The organism is Bradyrhizobium sp. BRP56, assembly GCF_020194035.1.
Taxonomy (GTDB): Bacteria; Pseudomonadota; Alphaproteobacteria; order Rhizobiales; family Xanthobacteraceae; genus Bradyrhizobium; species Bradyrhizobium australafricanum.
The window spans coordinates 20,077-36,941 of sequence record NZ_JADYVV010000032.1; the positions used below are offsets into that span (position 1 = coordinate 20,077).

The window sequence follows — 16,865 nt, forward strand, 5'->3', positions numbered from 1 at the left end:
AACGGGTCCAAGAGCCCGTTAGCCTGCCGACTCAGTCGGAAAAGTGAAGGGGATTATATGGGTAACGATATCTGGTGGCCTACATGTCGCAGATCCCGCGCCTGCGCGGGTCATTGCTGATCGACTGCTTTGTCCAACAATCTAAGGAAAATCTTATGAGCCAGCGCGCCGTCATCGTTATCGACATCCAAAACGAATACTTCCCAGATGGCAAGCTGCCCCTGGTTGGTATCGTGCATGCGGCCGCCAACGCAGCTAGGGTGATTCAGACCGCCCGCGCGCGTGGTGACGCGGTTATCCATGTTCAGCACGAAATGCAGGAAAGTCATCCCTCTATCTTCGCGCCGAACACCAGAGGGGTAGAGATCAATCCCATTGTCCAGCCACTAGAACGTGAGGCCTTGGTCGTCAAGCACTATCCCAACGCCTTCCGCGACACCGATCTGAAGCAGCGGCTCGATGCCGGGGGCGTTAAGGAGGTCGTGATCGTCGGAGCAATGAGCCACATGTGCATCGATGCGACCAGCCGAGCAGCCGCCGATTACGGCTACAAGACCACGATCTTGCACGACGCTTGCGCCACCTGCGACCTTCCATTCGGTGGCATAATCGTGCCCGCCGTGCAGGTTCATGCGGCCTTTATGGCGGCCCTTGGCTTGGCCTACGGCACGGTCACCACGACCAGTGACTATCTAGCAGCCTGATGCCGTTGCGGCCTCGGCTAACATTAGTCACGTGACTCCTAAGGATCGCCGCGTAAAATCTGCTGGCCTCCAGGCAGAAGGTTTTTACAGAAGCTAAATCTGATCTGCGGACTTAGCTCATTTGAAGGGCTTGGGATCTCGTTTGTACGTTCAACGAAGGTGCGGATTCGGCCTCGAGCGACCTGAAGCTCGAGCGACCCGACGGAGGTGTGAACGTCTCGCTGGATTTGCTGGCTCCCTCCGGCTAAACTTCGCCGGAGCAATACTAGAAAGCTCGACGGTGCGAGAACGGGAGCTATCGCTAAATTTTGGTGACGGCCTGGCCGGTCAGGCGGCGGCGGTTATGGGCTGACGGTCAGTCGGTTTGGCGACGACCTCGATCCCGTCGTTGAATGTCACACCGAGAACGAGTTTTGGCAACTGGTTGTGGCCATCGAGACGACGCCAGCTTTTCTGCGCGGCCTCAAGCAGTTTGAAGACCATCGCGAGCGCCGTCCTGTTGGACAGGCAACCCTTCGATCGGATCGTGCGGTGGCGCACGGTAGCGAGGTGCCAACGTTCCGCTGCGGTATTCTACATCGTGGCGTATGGTGCGACCATCGGGACAGAGGCACCGGGAGCACGATGTGCGGGCAGGCCGATACACACGATGAGCCGAGAGCTCGAGTTAGTAGCTGGCCGCCTCTGCGACTCGCCCGGTTGCGCCGAGAGCGCGAATTCGTAGTTGGCGTGTCGCCCGCAGCTCCCGTCACGTATCTGACAGGAGGTGCGAATGCGACGGGTAATTGGCATTGATGTCCACCGAACCTTCGGGGAGGTGGTATTTTGGGAGAACGGCAGGCTTCGACATGCAGGCCGCATTGATATGACGCGGACTGCGCTGGAGGGATTTGGCAAGACCCTGCTGGCCAGTGATGAGGTGGTGCTCAAAGCGACCGGCAACAGCATCGCGGTGTCGCGAGTGCTGGCGCCATTCGTGGCGCGGGTGATTATCGCCAATCCGTTGCAGGTGAAGGCGATCGCCCAGGCTCACGTCAAGACCGATAAGATCGATGCTGGCACGCTCGCCAGTCTGCAGGCGGCGGGATACCTGCCGCAGATCTGGACGCCTGACGCAGAGACCGAACGCAAGCGCAGACTGGTGGCGCGGCGCTACCAGATCGTGCGGCAGCGTACGCGGCTCAAGAACGAGGTGCATTCGATCCTGCACGCACACCTGATCCCGAAGTGCCCACATGCCGATCTGTTCAACGCCCGCGGCCGGGCGTGGTTGGCCGCTCACCAGTTGCCGGACGATGAGCGAGCGACCATCGATCGGCACGTCCGTGAGCTTGACCGGCTGGCGGAAGACCTAGCCCTGCTTGACCGCGAGATCGCACAGGACGCAATTGAGGATTCCGCGGTCAACAGATTGATGACGATTACCGGCGTGAATCTGGCGGTCGCCGCCGGCATCGTGGCGGCGATCGGCGACATCAGCCGGTTCAACAGCCCGCAGAAGCTGGTGAGCTATTTCGGGCTGAACCCGCGGGTCCGGCAGTCCGAGTTGGGAGCCGCCCACCACGGCCGTATCAGCAAGGTCGGCCGCAGTCATGCGCGCGCCATGCTGGTCGAGGCGGCCTGGGCAGCGGCCAAGGCGCCCGGTCCACTGCATGCGTTTTTCGTGCGCATCCGCGCCCGGCGCGGCCATCAGATCGCCGCGGTGGCCGTGGCGCGGAAGCTCACTGTGCTCTGCTGGCATTTGCTGACGAAGGACGAGGATTACCTGTGGGCGCGCCCAGCGCTGGTCGCCAACAAGACCCGCGCGATGCAACTTCAAGCCGGACATCCGCAACAGAAAGGCAGCCGGCGTGGACCGGCCTATGCCTACAACATCAAGGCGCTGCGCGACCACGAGATGTTGATTGCCGCCCAGGCGGAGCACAGCTACGAACGCTTCGTGTCGCAATGGAAACCGCGGCGGCCAAAAACCGGCGCGCGGGCGCCTCAGCTCGGCAAGACAAAATAGGCAGTCCGGTGACGCTTGCAGCCGACGCGTCACGCTTCGCCACGAGGTCGCCCGCGCCCAACAACCATAATCGCGGCTGACGGCAAGTTCTAGCCAGGAATGCAGGTCCCATTCCACGCCAGCGTGCCGCCGTGCTCGGGCCGGTCAAGGCCAAGCCTTGCGGTGGCCGCAAATGCGGCCAGCCTTGACCGCCCCTGCGCGCGGCGGCTGCGAGATCGGTGGCCGGGACGGAAGAATGGCCCACAGCGCAGCCGAACAAAAGAGTGGACTTACAGCGATCTCCGCAATCGTCGTCTCGGCCATGAAGAAATCGCTTGTCCATCTCATCCGTCGTCCGCAGGTGTTTCCAGTGCTCGGCCGGGAAGTCGTAGAACGCCAGTAGCATGTCCCGATCCTTGCTCAGGCAGTCGGTCGCCTTCTCGTATTTGGGCGTGTAGTTCTCGATGAAAGCGTCGAACGCCAGCTCGGCGGCGGCCTTGGTTTCGGCCATCCAGATCTCCTGCAACACGCGTTTGGACTTCGGCTGCTGGCTCTTCGGCAACTTGGCTATCACATTCGCGGTCTTGTGCACCCAGCAGCGCTGCTCGCGCGCTTTCGGCCAGACCTCGCCGGCAGCCTTCCAGAACCCGAGCGCGCCGTCGGCGATGGCGAGCCGCGGCGGCACGTCGAGCCCGCGCCGCTTCAGGTCGAGCAGCAGATCGCGCCAGTCCTGCGCGCTCTCGCGGGCGCCATCGGTGAAGCCGACCAGTTCCTTGCGGCCTTCCGGCGTCGCGCCGATCAGCACAAGAATGCACTGCTTTTCGTCTTCGAGGCGCGCTTGGAGATGGATGCCATCGGCCCAGATGTAGACGTAGCGCTTCGCCGACAGATCGCGCCTCTGCCACGCGGTGTGTTCGTCGAGCCAACCGTCCTTCAGACGGCCGATGGCCGATGCCGACAACCCGGCAGCATCCTTGCCGAGCAGCGCCGCCAGAGCCTCGGAGAAGTCGCCGGTCGAGATCCCCTTCAGGTAAAGGATCGGCAGCAGCGTCTCGATCGATTTCGAGCGGCGCATGTAGGGCGGCAGAATCGACGGAGAGAAACGGATGCGGTCGAGGTCGGTAGCGTCCACCTCGCGATCGCGTACACGCGGCTGGCGGATGGCAACCGGACAGATACCGGTCATCACCTCGCGTTCCGGCAGGTGACCGTGGCGCACGACGCGCTGGTGGCCGTCCGCGGTCTTCAAATCAGCATGCTTGCTGAGAAAGTCCGCAACCTCGGCCTCGACCGCCTGGGCCAACAGAGCACGCGCCCCATTGCGCAAGATTTCGGTGAATTGATCGTCGACGTTTCCTGGTTGAATCAGCTTGATGATGTCATCCTTGGACACGGCATATCGCTCCTTCGGTGGAGAAGTGGAGGCGTCAAGCACCCCCACGATATGCCGCCTTTCCGATTTCCACCGTCACCAACTTTCAGCGATAGCTCGCATCCAGCTGCGCCAAAAACCACAGCCGCTGCTGCGCAAACGACAACACCAGCGGCTCATGACGCGACACCGCCGCAATCGCCGGCAGCTCTTGCGGACCGGAGCGGCTCAACTCCTCGACGATGCTGCCCGCCAAATCGGTCAGCACTGGCTTGGTAGACAGCGTCGTCAGTGGCAGTGAGGCACCAACAGCCAGCGACAGCCGGCTTAGCAGTTGCACCGCCAGCAGTGAGTGGCGCCCAGTTCGAAGAAGTGGTCGTGGCGTCCGACCCGTTCCAGCCCGAGAAGCTCGGCCCAGATCTGCGCCAGCATCGTCTCGACCTCGCCTTGCGGCGGCGCGTAGCTCCGATGCGCATACGCATCGTCCTCCGGAGCCGGCAGCGCCTGGCGGTCGAGCTTGCCGTTCACCGTCAGCGGCAGCGCCACCAGCCGCACAAACGCCGCCGGCACCATGTAGTCCGGCAGCTGCGCACTTATGTGCGCGCGCAAGGCGCCGGCAAGGTCGCTTCCATCTGTCTCTTCCGAGCCGGCCTCGGACGCGCCCACCACATAGGCCACCAGCCGCTTCTCGCCGGTGCCATCCTGTTGCGCCACCACCACCGCCTCGCGCACCATCGGGTGCTCGCAAAGCCGTGCCGCGATCTCGCCGGGCTCGATCCGGAAGCCGCGGATCTTCACCTGCTCGTCGTTGCGGCCCAAAAACTCAAGATTGCCGTCCGGCAGATAGCGCGCCAGATCGCCGGTCCGGTACAGCCGGTCGCCGTCCACAAACGGACTGGCGATGAACCGCTCCGCCGTCAGCTCCGGCCGGTTCAGATAGCCGCGCGCAACACCCGCCCCGCCAATGTAAAGCTCGCCCACCGCGCCCCAAACGGAACCAGCTCGCCATGACCGTCCACAAGGTACACCCGCGTGTTCGCAATCGGACGCCCGATATGCGGCACAGCGTTGTCGCTGAAGAGCCGCCGTCCCGAAGTTGCCACGACCGTCCCTTTGAACCGTCCCGGGTTTGCCGGAGGCTCCAACTCCTGAGAGGATGGAGCCATGACAAGCAAGACGACGAACAAGTTTTCGCCTGAGGTCCGGGACCGCGCGGTTCGGATGGTTCTGGATCACGCCGGCGAGCACCCTTCGCGCTGGGCGGCGGTGACATCGATTGCGGCGAAGATCGGCTGCCACCGCAGACGCTTCATGACCGGGTCAAGAAGGCCGAGATCGACAGCGGGCAGCGAACCGGCGTTCCGACTGAGATGGCCGCGAAGCTGAAGGCCGTGGAACGGGAGAACCGTGAGCTTCGGCAGGCCAACGAGATCCTGCGCAAGGCGAGCGCTTATTTTGCGATGGCGGAGCTCGACCGCCGGTCCAAGCCATGATCGCTTTCATCGATGATCATCGTGGGGCGCATGGGGTCGAGCCGATCCGCAAGGTGCTGCCGATCGCCCCCTCGACCTACCACGCCCATGTGGCCAAGCGGCGCGATCCGGCCAAGCGGTCGGCGCGCGCCAGGCAGGATGCCGCTCTGAAGGTCGAGGTTCGTCGCGTCTTCGATCAGAACTTCTCCGTCTACGGTGTGCGCAAGGTCTGGCGCCAGCTCAAACGCGAAGGCTTCGATGTTGCTCGTTGCACAGTAGCGCGATTAATGCGGGACAAGGGTTTGCAAGGGGTCATCCGTGGCAAATCCGTCAAGACCACGATCAGCGACAAGGCGGCGCCATGCCCGCTGGATCACGTCAACCGCCAGTTCAAGGAGCCACGGCCGAACGTCCTTTGGTTCTCCGACTTCACCTATGTCGCGACCTGGACCGGCTTCGTCTACGTCGCCTTCGTCATCGATGCCTATGCCCGCAGGATCGTCGGCTGGCGGCCTCGCGAACGGCGCATGCAGGCTTCGTGCTCGATGCGCTGGAGCAGGCACTGCATGATCGACGGCCGGTCCATCGTGGCGGGCTCGTGCACCACAGCGACAGGGGCAGCCAATACGTCTCCATTAAGTACACCGAGCGCCGGGCTGGGGCCGGTGTCGAGCCTTCTGTCGGCAGTGTCGGAGATTCCTATGACAACGCTCTCGCCGAAACCATCAACGGTCTCTACAAGGCTGAGGTGATCCATCGGCGCGGGCCATGGCGCAGTTTCGAGGCCGTCGAGTTCGCCACTCTCGAATGGGTCGACTGGTTCAACAACCGCCGGCTCCCGGAGCCCATCGGAAACATCCCGCCGGCCGAAGCCGAGCAACGCTACTACGCCATGCTGGAACAATCGGCCATGGCAGCATAACTTAAACCAAATAGCCTCCGGTAAACCCGGGACGGTTCACTTCGGTAGGGCCGTAGTTGTTTATGAGCTTGAGAGCCGCTGGTAGAGACGCAGGCACACGTTGGAGACGATCCCCGCCAACAAGCAAGTACTCCAATCTGGAATTGATGAGCTTATCTTCTAGCGCGAGTGTAGCCAGTGGCGTGATCAAAAAGGCAACGGCCAGCGATTGATCTCGCCACCATTGCAGCAGACGCAAGGAATCTCCTGCTGCCGCTCTGGGCGGCAGCAGCAATGTGCTGCGGTTACATAACGCAGACCATACGTGTTGGCATCGAATGCTAGTCCAGCCGTGAGTGCGCAGCAGGATTCTGGTTGCGGACAAAACGCATGCACATGCCATGCGACAAGATTGACCAGGCTGCGATGCTCGACCACGACGCCTTTTGGGGTGCCGGTTGAGCCGGAGGTATAGATCACATAGGCGAGATGGCGCGAGGTCAGGCCGAGCGCGCCCGGGTCCGGATCGGATGCCGGCAGCTCCGCCCAGGCCGGCGTTGCCGTGTCGAGATCGATCACGGTGAGATCGGCCAGCGCCTCGCTGCCCAGCGCGGATCGTCCGGCCGCGTCGGCCAGCAGCAGCGGCGGCGCCGCATCCGCAAGAACCTGGTTGAGCCGCGCGCCCGGATAGGCCGGGTCCAGCGGCAGATACGCCCCACCCGCCTTGAGGATCGCCAACAGCCCCACCATCATCGGACTGCGCTCCAGGCAGATCGCCACCGGCTGGTCCGGCGTCACCCCGAGCCCGATCAGATGATGCGCCAACTGGTTGGCCCGCGCATTGAGCTCGCCATAGCTGACGCGCTGGTCCTGATAGACCACCGCCACCGCCTCCGGCGCACCTCGGCCTCGAACAGCTCGTGGATGCACACCTCCGAGGGATAAGGCGCCGCCGTCCGGTTCAGCTCCTCCAACAGATACGCCCGCTCGGCGACTGACAGCAGCTCAATCCGCCCAACCGGCTGCTCGGCATCGGCAACAACAGCAAGCGAACCTTGCAAATGCTGGATCATGCGGTCAATATGTCGCCCGACCTGAGGGCTCGAAGCCACATCAGCAGCAGCGGAACAACTGCTTTCCGTACTAGCCAACGCCAATCAGCCAAGGCCCGACGCGATCGTAGCGCCGCCATACCCCGCAACGTCGGGCAGCGCACTATAGCATCCCTCGCAAAACTATCGTTGTCCCTCAACCGAGCGCATTCGGAGGTGATCGCCCTGAGAACCTCTGCAAAATCACGATCAATGGTAACTTGCATCCGCTCCATTCACCTCCACCGACGATTTCAACCGGGCTCGCGATACGCTCGGCGCGGGAGTCCATCCCAACTGGCGCTCTGCCTCACCAGTGATCATCATCTAAACTGCTCCGAAAAACAAAAACATCATCTGCACCCGTCGCGAGACGCCATTGGTTCGGGTGGGCATCAAGCAGGGAGCCCGCCGAAAAACCCCGGCGGTCAGACGAAACGTCCAAGCATCTGACAACGACCACGTTATCGCCAACGAGGGCCTTGGACAGACATTGGGAGGCCCGAGACTCGCTAAAGGCTGGAAGGCCGCATCCCATACACCAGATTTGCTCCAAAGGCTGAAGCGAATGGAGACCGAGTTTCACTTGCCGTGTCGTTTCGTCATGTCGCGCTACGGCGTGCCAGTACGCAGAACCCACAGAATGCTGTTGACCGTACGCCCCTTCCCTAGAATTCGCGGCCCGCGCTCGCCGCGATCGGGCAACAGCGGATCGAGTATCTGCCATTGTGTCTCCGTGAGATCGACCCGACTCAATCCTGCCTTCCATAGAAAGGCGGCCTTACCTCCAACGACGACCTAGCGCACTCCACTCAACGGTTCCCGCGATTAATTGCTAAACTTCCCAAATACGCAACTGCAACAACTGGTGATTACTCAATGGCGAGTGACACCCTCCGAGGTTTGGCCGCCAAATCTGAACGCAGCCAGAGATGCACCAAACAGCGCATTAGCTAGTTGCTTATCTAACCGAGCTGACACCGCCGTCAGCTCCGTAGAAAAAGCGCCGCCCCACGACTGATGTCAGATCGCTCCGTTCAGCTGTGGACTGACGCTTGCCCGATCTGCCCAGTATGGCTCGTAGCCCATCTCTCGTGCAGCACCGCTCGAACTCAATGCGACATCAGCATGCGAGAACCTCACGACCGCCGAGCGCCATGGGCTCGATGGCATCCAATCGACCAAACTGAACCCCTTAGACTTGGGTCGCGACGATCGTGACGGGTCCCTTTGCGCAAGGCATCGGCGTATTTTGCCCAGGCGGAGCTCGACCGCCGGTTCAAGCCATGATCGCCTTCATCGACGATCATCGCGAGGCTTACGGGGTCGAGCCGATCTGCAAGGTGCTGCCGATTGCCCCGTCGGCGCCGACACGAAGACGCTGATGCCGCGCCATTCGGTGATCTGAAGATCGATCTCCTTCAACCGCTCCCAGACCGCCGTCACATCGCCATTTTCCTTGGCCAGTTCGGCAATCATCCACGGCCGCAATTCGCCAAGCCGCGTGCTCGCAGAACCGATCGGGTGTCGCGCCAGTAATCGTCATCGATCGGCGCGATGCCGAACGCGAAGCCTGGAAAGGCCTACCGTCAAGGCTGGGATCAGGTCCGCGTCGGCGGACGCCGGACCGAGGCCAGCCAGGACGGTTTCGAGCGAAGCGGCGTCGGGGAGGCGGGCAGCGACGGTCATCCCAGCGCTCCTTCATCGGTCCAGGGGTTCAAAAGCGGCACACCCAGCGGCGCAAAATCCTTGGTGTTGCGCGTCGCGAGTACGAGCTCCCGGTCGAGAGCAGTGGCCGCAAAAAAACCGTCCATGACCGAGAGCGCAAAGCCGCTCTGTCGGGCTTGCGCCATCAGATCACCCCAGCGCCCGGCGATCGCCGGGTCGATCGGCAGAATCCGGCCGGCGAAGCGCGCCGGCAGATCCTCCGCGAGCCAGGCGGAAAGCGCCTCGCGACGGCGGCCGTCGTCCATCAGGGCGATACCGCGCCGGAGTTCGGCGATCGACGCAACGCTGATGAAGGCCCGATCCTCGTCGATCGTATCAAGCCACGCGAGCACTTTCGGATCGGGCGCCGGCCGGCGAACCTCCGACAGCACGTTGGTATCGAGCAGGACATTCATAGATCAAGGTCGCGCGGCTGATCGCGAACCCGCTCGAGATCGAGATCGGCATCGCGCAGCGGCGAGGCCATCAGGAATTCGGCGAGCGTGCCCTTGCGGTCGGTCTTGCGCGCCCATTCCTCGGCGGAGACGATGACGACACTGGGCTTGCCGTGGCGAGTAATGATCTGCGGATCGGTCTGGGCGCGTTCGATCACCTCGGAGAGGCGCGCCTTGGCGCCAGCCACGGTCCAATGGTCGGTTTCGGGCGCAGGGGTCTTTCGGGAGGCTGTCACGATCCGCTCCTGTGACTATAGTGACCAGCGTGACTATAAGCTGGATTGCAGCGATTTTCAACAGGTACCGAGTGTGGCGCCGTTCCGCTAATATCGAGAGCGAAGGGAAGGAACTGTCATGTCACGCGAAACAAACCAAGACGCCGCCGGCGGCGGCTAATGAGGCCGGCGCGGTCGGCCGGAACCAGCGGGCTCGTGCTCCTGGCGGAAGATCACGTCCTGTTCGGGGCCGTTGAGCGCGGGGTTGAGGTTGGGATGCCGTCGGCGTAATTCGTCCAGCACGCCGATCACGCGGATGCCGGGTGCAGCCTTCAGGATCGGAATGATCTCGGCGTCCCAGTAGGGGGCGAGCGGATCGGACCGTCCCCGCCCCCTCGGCCCCTTCTTCTGGGATGGCGGACGCGCATCGCCCTCGATCCGATACGCACTCGCTTTCGAGAATCCCGCCTTGGCACCGACCACCAGATGCGGCTGTACATGACCTACCGATTGACATTGTCCCCCGAGGCCGCGGCGGCCGATGTGGAGGCCAGGCAAGGCGTCGATTCCCTCTTGTCGAGACGATCAACAGCTTGCACCAGACGCACCCGGCCGCCAGACAAGACGACGGCGCCACTGCCGCAATGCTCAACTTCCCGCTTGAACCTGAAATGTTGCAAAATCTCGGCTTGAGACCAGGCGAGCCGATCGTTTTACAGATGGCGAGATTGATCCAATCACCTTGCGTCCTCGGCATCATACGTCGCACGTCTCATCTCGCTCAACCGTGTCGGGTTGATGACGCGCGTGTCCGGCGCTGCACGAACAGTTAGCTGGCGCCAGTGTGACAGTGCGCCGTTCTGCTCTCTCGCCTTTCTTTCATCGTCTGGCACGAGGGTTGCTGAGCCACATGGCTTGGTCGCTTGCGATTGTCCTCTCGACGGCCAAGCTCTTCGTACCGCAACTCGCACGGGCGCCTTACCCTGCCGTCCGTGCACCTTTCCGTTGCAGTGCCCCAGCGCCTGCTTACGACCTCCCGCTGAATTTGTCAGAATGGCAACAGCGGACTCACGATTCCGGTATGCGCGCTAAACGGATTCCCTCACAAACACTGTGCCTGGCGAGAAAAGGTAGGTTATCACTCGATGCGCCGTCGCGAAAGCGGCAAACAGTAAGGGGCGGATTATGCGAGAGTCCTGCTTTTGTAGCAGCGCTGGCCAGCACCTTTAAACGTTCGGGTTGGCTATGGAATGTCCGCGTGGCCCAATGTTTGGACCGGCCGGCGTTGGACGCCGTATAGCGCGCTACTATAGTTAGTGGCTGCGCTCCGATTTGATTGTGAGTTCCGCGCTCGCTATTGATGCGATTTGCGAGACGGAATGGTAGGCTCACCTCGTGTCTTTCATGTCGTTGTTGTCCCTGACGCGCAGGCGATGTATGTCCTTGCTCTAGTCACCCAAAAAGGAGGAAGCGGCAAGAGCACGCTGACGGTCGGAATCGCAGTGGCCGCGATGGGACACGGGGAGCGCGTCGGAATTGTCGACGCGGATCCACAAGAGACGATCTCAAAATGGATAGAGCGGCGCGGGCATCCCTATCCGCGGGTCGTTCGGGTCGCCGATCCCGCCGGAATAGAAGAGGCGCTCGTCAGCCTTGAAGCTGAGGGGATCTGGCTTACAATTATCGATACCGCTCCCACGAACAATGCACTGGCTATGCGTGCCATCGCGAGTGCCGATCTTTGCCTGATCCCGGTGCGTCCAAGTCTGGCCGACATCGAAGCTGCGATACCTACGCTGATTGCCATTCGTAGGCTCAACCGCCGATTTGCTTTCGTGCTCAATCAGACGCCACCGCGGGGTTGCCGCTTGAGCGAAGCTGCAACGTCGCTCAATTCGCAATCTAGAAAAGTCACCATCTTTACCTTGGCCGCGAGCAAGCGGCATGATCTCGGGGAAATCTCGCAAGTCCTTGAAAAATGGTTTCCTACCTGTCCCCCGGCCGACTTGCCCGGTACTCGGTCTCGGCGAGAAGCTTCGGCTCAAGCTTCCTTTGAGGGCGGTCGCTTGACGCAGGGGCTGCGTCTTCCGGATCAGCCGCTTCGAGGTCGGCGGCTGAGGCGTGGTCCAAGCCCTGGTCGACCTTGCGGCGTAGATGCTATCGTCGCCATTGTGCCAACCGAGATAAATCCATCCCGTTTGCCTTGATCGAGAGCGAGGCCCAGCGATCGTCAACGCCTCTTGCTGCGAAAGGCAGGCCTTCGTGATTCGCCGCGATGAGGGTCACGCTTTCCGGGCGGCTGCATCTCGCGCCGTGGATCTCGCCCTATAATTGTTACGCCTGACTTCGACTGCGCCGAGGATTTGCGGAAGCACCGGTCCGATCGGGCAAATGCATGCGCGTTATGCGCCGTGTATCGATCATTGGTGGATCTGTCCAGGCAATCGGACTTGAGGCGCACTAAGCGGAGTTGAGTGAACGCTAGTGAGGCTCGCGACAATTAACCACAGTCGCCTTAAGATCGTGGAGCATGCCCGTGATCCCGTCGACGAGTTCGTCGATTTGATCCTTGTTGACGATCAGAGGTGGGCATATCGACAATGCATCATCTACATTCCGCACGATGATCCCTCGCTCTTGCAGCAACCGGCTCGCGATGCTGCCAACGTCGCCCGGAGTGGTAGCGGCGACTTTCCGTTTCTTGTCCAGCACCAGCTCGATTGCCGCAATAAGGCCAACGCCGCGGACCTCCCCAACGAGTGGATGGTCAACGAGCGTGCGCAGCCGTTCCTGCATGTAGGCCCCGATGCGGCCAACGTTCGCAATCAGACCCCGCTCCTCGATGAGTTTGAGGTTTTCGAGCGCAACGGCGGCTCCGACCGGGTGACCACCGCCCGTGAAGCCATGAGCCAGCAGTCCAACCTTATTGCTCTCGTCCGCGATTGGTTCGAACATGTAGTCATTCATTATGATCGCCGATAACGGAAAATAACTGGACGTGAGCTGCTTCGAAACTACGATTACATCGGGCGCGATGTTGTAGGTTTCGCAACCGAACATTTTTCCGGTCCGGCCAAAGCCGCAAATCACCTCATCAGCGACCAAAAGGATGCTATGCTTTTTTAGCACCCTTTGAATTTTGTCCCAGTAAGTCGGCGGCGGAACGATGACCCCGCCCGCGCCCATTACGGGCTCACCGAAGAATGCTGCAATGGTATCGGCACCTTCGCGCTGAATCAGCGACTCGAGCTCCTCGGCCCGACGCGCCGCAAAGGTCTCCTCCGATTCGCCCGCACGGCTGTCTTTGTAGAAATGGGGGGAGCCCGTGTGCATAATGTTGGGCAGCGGCAGATCGAAAGAGCGGTGATTGTCGGGAAATCCGGTCAGGCTTGCCGCACCGATCGTGACGCCGTGATAGCCGCGCAACCGGCTGATGACCTTCTTGCGCTGAGGCTGGCCCAATGCATTCGATCGATAGGCGATCAGCTTCAACACCGTATCGTTTGCTTCCGAGCCGGAGTTTGTGAAGAACACCTTACTCATCGGCACCGGAGACATCTTCACCAGCTTCTCGGCAAGCGCGATGGAAGGCCCATTCGATCGTGATGCGAAGGTATGATAGAATGGCAGGATTTGCATCTGGCGATGCGCGGCTTCGATAAGCCGCTTTTCGCTGAAGCCAAGACCCGCACTCCAGAGACCGGCCATCGCATCGAGGTAGCGTTTTCCTGCCGTGTCGAAGACGTAGGGGCCCTCGCCGCATTCAATTATGAGCGGCCCGGCCCGTTGGTGCGACCGCGCGTTGGTATAGGCGTGAAGCTGATAGGCCACATCTCGGGCCTGTTGAGAACTGGGCAGCATGGTCGGCGTCACATCATCGGTTCAGAATTGGATAGGGACCGGAGCATCATGTGGGGAAGCGCCGGTCCGGTCCCGGTTTCTCTGGGCCTTGCGATAGTCGTGGTTGACGATCTCTTTCAAGGAATTCGCTTGTGCCAATGCCTGACCACAGGCTTAACCGGCGGCGACGCACTGTCTGGAAGTGAAGAGAGCGGACGATATCCAAGCACGACGAAGCGTCGGATTTCCGAGACGTGTTGGTCGCCGACGGAAGCTTCCACCAAGCTGCCGGCGGCGTTCAGACCGTAGAGAGTCGGTGGTCGTAGCGCCGTGGACCGCGTTTACGTATTCGAGCCCACCACGTTCAGGCCGCTCGTTCCGCTGAAGGTCAGCGTGTCATGTGTGTTCAGCACGTTATCCCAGCTGCTGCCGCGCGTCGCCACGGACTGGTTGGGCTCCGAGCCAATACGCGTGATGAGCAACACTGTAAACAACGGCCAGCTCTGATTGACCAGTGTCTTGTGGGCCATCCGTGATCTCCTTGATCTGGTCGCGTCCCGGCTTTGAGCGGAGATGCGCGACCGAGTTTCCTCCAGAATACCTTAACTCGTTGAGTTCGTCGCCTGCCAAAGCTTGTAGGCTCACTCCCCAACCGGCACCGTCAAGTTAACGAATTGGAGCGCCCGAGGGGGTAGGCGACGGGCATGCCGACCGTCCGGGACCCTCTTTATCGCCGCCATCGCTTCCCACCGGAAGTAATCAGCTATGCCGTTTGGTTGCATTTCCGGTTTCCCTTAAGCTTGCGCATGGTCGAGGAAATGCTGGCGGCGCGTGGCATTGGCGTGACCGTGGCATTGGCGTGACCTATGAAACCGTGCGCCAGTAGGGACGGAAATTCGGCAAGGCGTTCTCCGATCGGATCCGACCAGCGCGCTCCCGCTCGCGGTGACAAATGGCATCTGGACGAAGTCGTTATTTCGATCGCGGGTGAACAACATTGGCTCTGGCGCGCTGTCGACCAAAATGGCTTCGTTCTCGACGTCTTGATCCAGCGCCGAAGAGACTCGCGCGTTGCGCAGCGGCCCATGAAAAAGCTCTTGAAATCCGTCGGCACGCCGCCGCGCCTGATGATCACGGACAAGCTCCGTTCGTACGGCACTGCGAGGGCGAAGATGGGCTTTCACGTCGAACATCGCCACACAAAGCTCTCAACAATCGGGCCGAGAATTCTCATCAGCCGACGCGGCGACGCGAGCGGATCATGAAGCGTTTCAAATCGTGCCATCAGGCTCAACGGTTTCTGTCAGTTCACGATCAGGTCGCGAACCTTTTCCACATCCCCTATCCCGGAGCTGTCACTGCCGACTTCCGTCGTGCTTCGCGCGAGCGAGCCTTTGCAACTTGGCGCGAGATCTCCACGACAAGCACAATGGCCGAATCTCGAACCTTTGAGAATTGCCTCCTTCAGCTCAGCGGTCGATTAAGTTGACGATGCCGGTCAACCTCCTTTGAGTCGAGGGATTAGAATAATACTCACGCCTAGCGGATTATTCGGGCTCACTTCCCTGATCCTGAACCTCCTCCGAATGAGTGGACACCTGTAGTAGGCTCTGAGAGCCCGGCTTCGTAACAGAAGTGGACGCGGTCAAACCGGTTGGCGATCCGCCCTAGGACGCGGCGCATGTTGGTGGCCGAAGCATCAACCTCGCCGAAGAACCGAACCTCCCCCGCCGGCCTGCATCCGCAATCGCGACGGCATTTCTCAGCTTGGCCACATCGATTTCGACGAATGCTTCCCTATAATCTGCCACGGCTCGTCCTCCCGTGATGAGAATCGGCTCGGTTCGCCCGAGCAACCCTCGGACGCGCAGTGTAGGGCGAGCCACCTCATCGGCAGAGGCGGACATACGGACTTACAGAGAAGATCAGCGCTCACGTGTTCAAGCTTCTCGGGTTGAAGCGTCCACGGGGTAAGATGAGGGCCGCCGGCTAAGTCGGGGACCTAAGCCCGGACGATCTAATCCAATCTGCCAGGTGAGCGGTCACTTGATACTCGCGCGCTTTGCGCAATATCGCGTCGCGCTTTGCGCATGCTGGCATTTGGTCAGCGCGGCTCCTTAAGCGCGCCGCCTCTTCCAACAGGCGGTCAGTAAGGGGCTTTGCTAGCTTGAAAAGCATCCGGCGTTTGGTCATGCACTTTCTCCCCGGATGTGTACCTTAGACCACGCGATCTCTGCCGAGAGAAACCTATGCTGGGTCGCTGGCAACACAATACCCGGGCGGGTTGGAGCGGACCGCCCGCGCTAAGTTCTGACTTTTCGACTTGTTGTCCCGCGACATCGGGGCCAAGCAACCAAGCCCAGCAACTAGCGTGCCAAACAATCGCACGCGGCCCCAAAAGGCTCTGGTCAGCCGTGCCTTGAGGATTGGGGCGCTCGATCCTAGCCGGTATCAGGACGCCACGTCCGCGAGATCAGCGGATCGATCCGATCATCGTATATGGTCACAAGCTCGCCGGCTCTTAGGCCAAGGCCCTTCAAGTCGGCTTCGCCGAGTTCGGAATTCGAGATCGCTGCTTCGCCCGCGCTGGCCGCCAATGAAGCCTTTACGGCTTCTGCCGCATCGGCGATTGCGACCGCATAGGTTACATATCGAAGCTTGCCGTCGTCTTTGGGGACGCCGATCGTAACCATCCATCCTGCTGCCATCACTCCTCCGATATTCAAGACAGGAAGTTACTCTACGCACCCACCTCCCAATAATGGGAGGATTGCAAATCGTGGCGGGCCCAGTCCGCAGGATCACGGGACCCTCTTCCGTGTGTGGCGCGAGCTGCGCTAGGCTGCGACTAGGAGGAAAGCCGCAGCGGCGAGCAAGTTTGAGCGGATCGACACTGTCGCGCGGCCGGCCATCCTGCCACACCTCCGCCGTGTGCAGGCGTGGCGCAGGGCGCGGCTCCAGCGCCTCCTATCTAATCCCAACATCGCACAGAATGACCCGGGTAAGCTCAAGTCTATCAAAGCGGCACAGCACTACATGGCCGTCTCCGTGCGCGCCAAAGCCATCCTCGCCGGGGATCATCGATCGCTAGTCTAGCCATCCCTCTTTGTCGAATTCGGCC

General features: G+C 61.2%; 11 protein-coding genes, 7 pseudogenes and 2 other annotated features. Of the genes and pseudogenes, 6 read left to right on the top strand and 12 right to left on the bottom strand.

Features of this window, described 5'->3' with window-relative positions; translation table 11 throughout:
• Positions 1–155 precede the first annotated feature (155 nt).
• Positions 156–704 carry a cysteine hydrolase family protein gene (locus I6F38_RS22395; RefSeq protein WP_038376948.1) on the top strand — a complete coding sequence of 183 codons (549 nt, stop codon included), beginning with the start codon at positions 156–158 and terminating at the stop codon, positions 702–704.
• A 327-nt stretch (positions 705–1,031) separates the two neighbouring features.
• Here I6F38_RS22395 and I6F38_RS22400 read toward each other — a convergent pair.
• Positions 1,032–1,250, bottom strand: a pseudogene (locus I6F38_RS22400) (IS256 family transposase); the annotation flags it as partial.
• A gap of 244 nt (positions 1,251–1,494) precedes the next feature.
• Here I6F38_RS22400 and I6F38_RS22405 point away from each other — a divergent pair.
• Positions 1,495–2,712 carry an IS110 family transposase gene (locus I6F38_RS22405; protein ID WP_225161869.1) on the top strand — a complete coding sequence of 406 codons (1,218 nt, stop codon included), beginning with the start codon at positions 1,495–1,497 and terminating at the stop codon, positions 2,710–2,712.
• A gap of 316 nt (positions 2,713–3,028) precedes the next feature.
• Here the strand turns inward: I6F38_RS22405 and I6F38_RS22410 are convergent.
• From I6F38_RS22410 to I6F38_RS44050, 3 genes and pseudogenes are all read right to left on the bottom strand, one after another.
• Positions 3,029–4,084 (bottom strand): annotated as a pseudogene (locus I6F38_RS22410) (IS256 family transposase); the annotation flags it as partial.
• An 85-nt stretch (positions 4,085–4,169) separates the two neighbouring features.
• Entirely contained in the window at positions 4,170–4,403 is a 234-nt protein-coding gene (locus I6F38_RS44045; RefSeq protein ID WP_276573506.1) for a hypothetical protein, read from the bottom strand.
• Positions 4,391–5,044 (bottom strand): hypothetical protein, encoded by a 654-nt coding sequence (locus tag I6F38_RS44050; RefSeq protein WP_346657123.1) that lies wholly within the window; start codon positions 5,042–5,044, stop codon positions 4,391–4,393. Before I6F38_RS44050 ends, I6F38_RS44045 begins: the two co-directional genes overlap by 13 nt.
• Positions 5,045–5,227: 183 nt before the next feature.
• Between I6F38_RS44050 and I6F38_RS22420 the strand changes: the two are divergent.
• Positions 5,228–6,457 (top strand): annotated as a pseudogene (locus tag I6F38_RS22420) (IS3 family transposase).
• Positions 5,511–5,627 (top strand) — a sequence feature (AL1L pseudoknot). It overlaps the preceding pseudogene by 117 nt.
• A 186-nt stretch (positions 6,458–6,643) precedes the next feature.
• On the opposite strand, the gene I6F38_RS22425 reads toward I6F38_RS22420, so the two are convergent.
• Positions 6,644–7,318, bottom strand: coding sequence for an AMP-binding protein (locus tag I6F38_RS22425; protein ID WP_346657124.1), 675 nt, complete (start codon positions 7,316–7,318; stop codon positions 6,644–6,646).
• 1,439 nt (positions 7,319–8,757) lie between these two features.
• On the opposite strand from I6F38_RS22425, the pseudogene I6F38_RS22430 reads away from it, so the two are divergent.
• Positions 8,758–8,891, top strand: a pseudogene (locus I6F38_RS22430) (IS3 family transposase); the annotation flags it as partial.
• Positions 8,772–8,888: a sequence feature (AL1L pseudoknot), on the top strand. (Overlaps the previous pseudogene by 117 nt.)
• A 321-nt stretch (positions 8,892–9,212) precedes the next feature.
• Here I6F38_RS22430 and I6F38_RS22435 read toward each other — a convergent pair.
• From I6F38_RS22435 to I6F38_RS22445, 3 genes and pseudogenes are all read right to left on the bottom strand, one after another.
• On the bottom strand, positions 9,213–9,650 hold the full coding sequence (locus tag I6F38_RS22435; RefSeq protein WP_225161838.1) for a type II toxin-antitoxin system VapC family toxin: 438 nt from the start codon (positions 9,648–9,650) through the stop codon (positions 9,213–9,215).
• Positions 9,647–9,925 carry a type II toxin-antitoxin system Phd/YefM family antitoxin gene (locus tag I6F38_RS22440; protein ID WP_028337909.1) on the bottom strand — a complete coding sequence of 93 codons (279 nt, stop codon included), beginning with the start codon at positions 9,923–9,925 and terminating at the stop codon, positions 9,647–9,649. Before I6F38_RS22440 ends, I6F38_RS22435 begins: the two co-directional genes overlap by 4 nt.
• 189 nt (positions 9,926–10,114) lie before the next feature.
• A pseudogene (locus I6F38_RS22445) lies at positions 10,115–10,378 on the bottom strand (IS21 family transposase); the annotation flags it as partial.
• Between the two features lie 905 nt (positions 10,379–11,283).
• On the opposite strand from I6F38_RS22445, the gene I6F38_RS22450 reads away from it, so the two are divergent.
• Complete coding sequence (locus I6F38_RS22450; RefSeq protein WP_225161839.1) at positions 11,284–12,111, top strand: ParA family protein; 828 nt, start codon at positions 11,284–11,286, stop codon at positions 12,109–12,111.
• Between the two features lie 274 nt (positions 12,112–12,385).
• On the opposite strand, the gene I6F38_RS22455 is transcribed toward I6F38_RS22450, so the two are convergent.
• Together I6F38_RS22455 and I6F38_RS22460 are read right to left on the bottom strand one after the other, a co-directional pair.
• Complete coding sequence (locus I6F38_RS22455) at positions 12,386–13,765, bottom strand: aspartate aminotransferase family protein (RefSeq protein ID WP_225161870.1); 1,380 nt, start codon at positions 13,763–13,765, stop codon at positions 12,386–12,388.
• A 320-nt stretch (positions 13,766–14,085) separates the two neighbouring features.
• Complete coding sequence (locus I6F38_RS22460) at positions 14,086–14,274, bottom strand: hypothetical protein (RefSeq protein WP_016848505.1); 189 nt, start codon at positions 14,272–14,274, stop codon at positions 14,086–14,088.
• A gap of 174 nt (positions 14,275–14,448) precedes the next feature.
• Between I6F38_RS22460 and I6F38_RS22465 the strand changes: the two are divergent.
• Positions 14,449–15,228, top strand: a pseudogene (locus tag I6F38_RS22465) (IS6 family transposase).
• Between the two features lie 106 nt (positions 15,229–15,334).
• Here the strand turns inward: I6F38_RS22465 and I6F38_RS22470 are convergent.
• Both I6F38_RS22470 and I6F38_RS22475 read right to left on the bottom strand, forming a co-directional pair.
• A pseudogene (locus tag I6F38_RS22470) lies at positions 15,335–15,651 on the bottom strand (IS110 family transposase); the annotation flags it as partial.
• 534 nt (positions 15,652–16,185) lie between these two features.
• Positions 16,186–16,452, bottom strand: a complete 267-nt coding sequence (locus I6F38_RS22475; protein ID WP_225161840.1) for a hypothetical protein — start codon at positions 16,450–16,452, stop codon at positions 16,186–16,188.
• Between the last annotated feature and the right edge of the window lie 413 nt (positions 16,453–16,865).

Coding starts and splice junctions, on each gene's coding strand:
- I6F38_RS22395 (WP_038376948.1), top strand. CDS start 156: ATGAGCCAGCGCGCCGTCATCGTTATCGACATCCAAAACGAATACTTC.
- I6F38_RS22460 (WP_016848505.1), bottom strand. CDS start 14,274: ATGGCCCACAAGACACTGGTCAATCAGAGCTGGCCGTTGTTTACAGTG.
- I6F38_RS22475 (WP_225161840.1), bottom strand. CDS start 16,452: ATGGCAGCAGGATGGATGGTTACGATCGGCGTCCCCAAAGACGACGGC.
- I6F38_RS22435 (WP_225161838.1), bottom strand. CDS start 9,650: ATGAATGTCCTGCTCGATACCAACGTGCTGTCGGAGGTTCGCCGGCCG.
- I6F38_RS22455 (WP_225161870.1), bottom strand. CDS start 13,765: ATGCTGCCCAGTTCTCAACAGGCCCGAGATGTGGCCTATCAGCTTCAC.
- I6F38_RS22450 (WP_225161839.1), top strand. CDS start 11,284: ATGGTAGGCTCACCTCGTGTCTTTCATGTCGTTGTTGTCCCTGACGCG.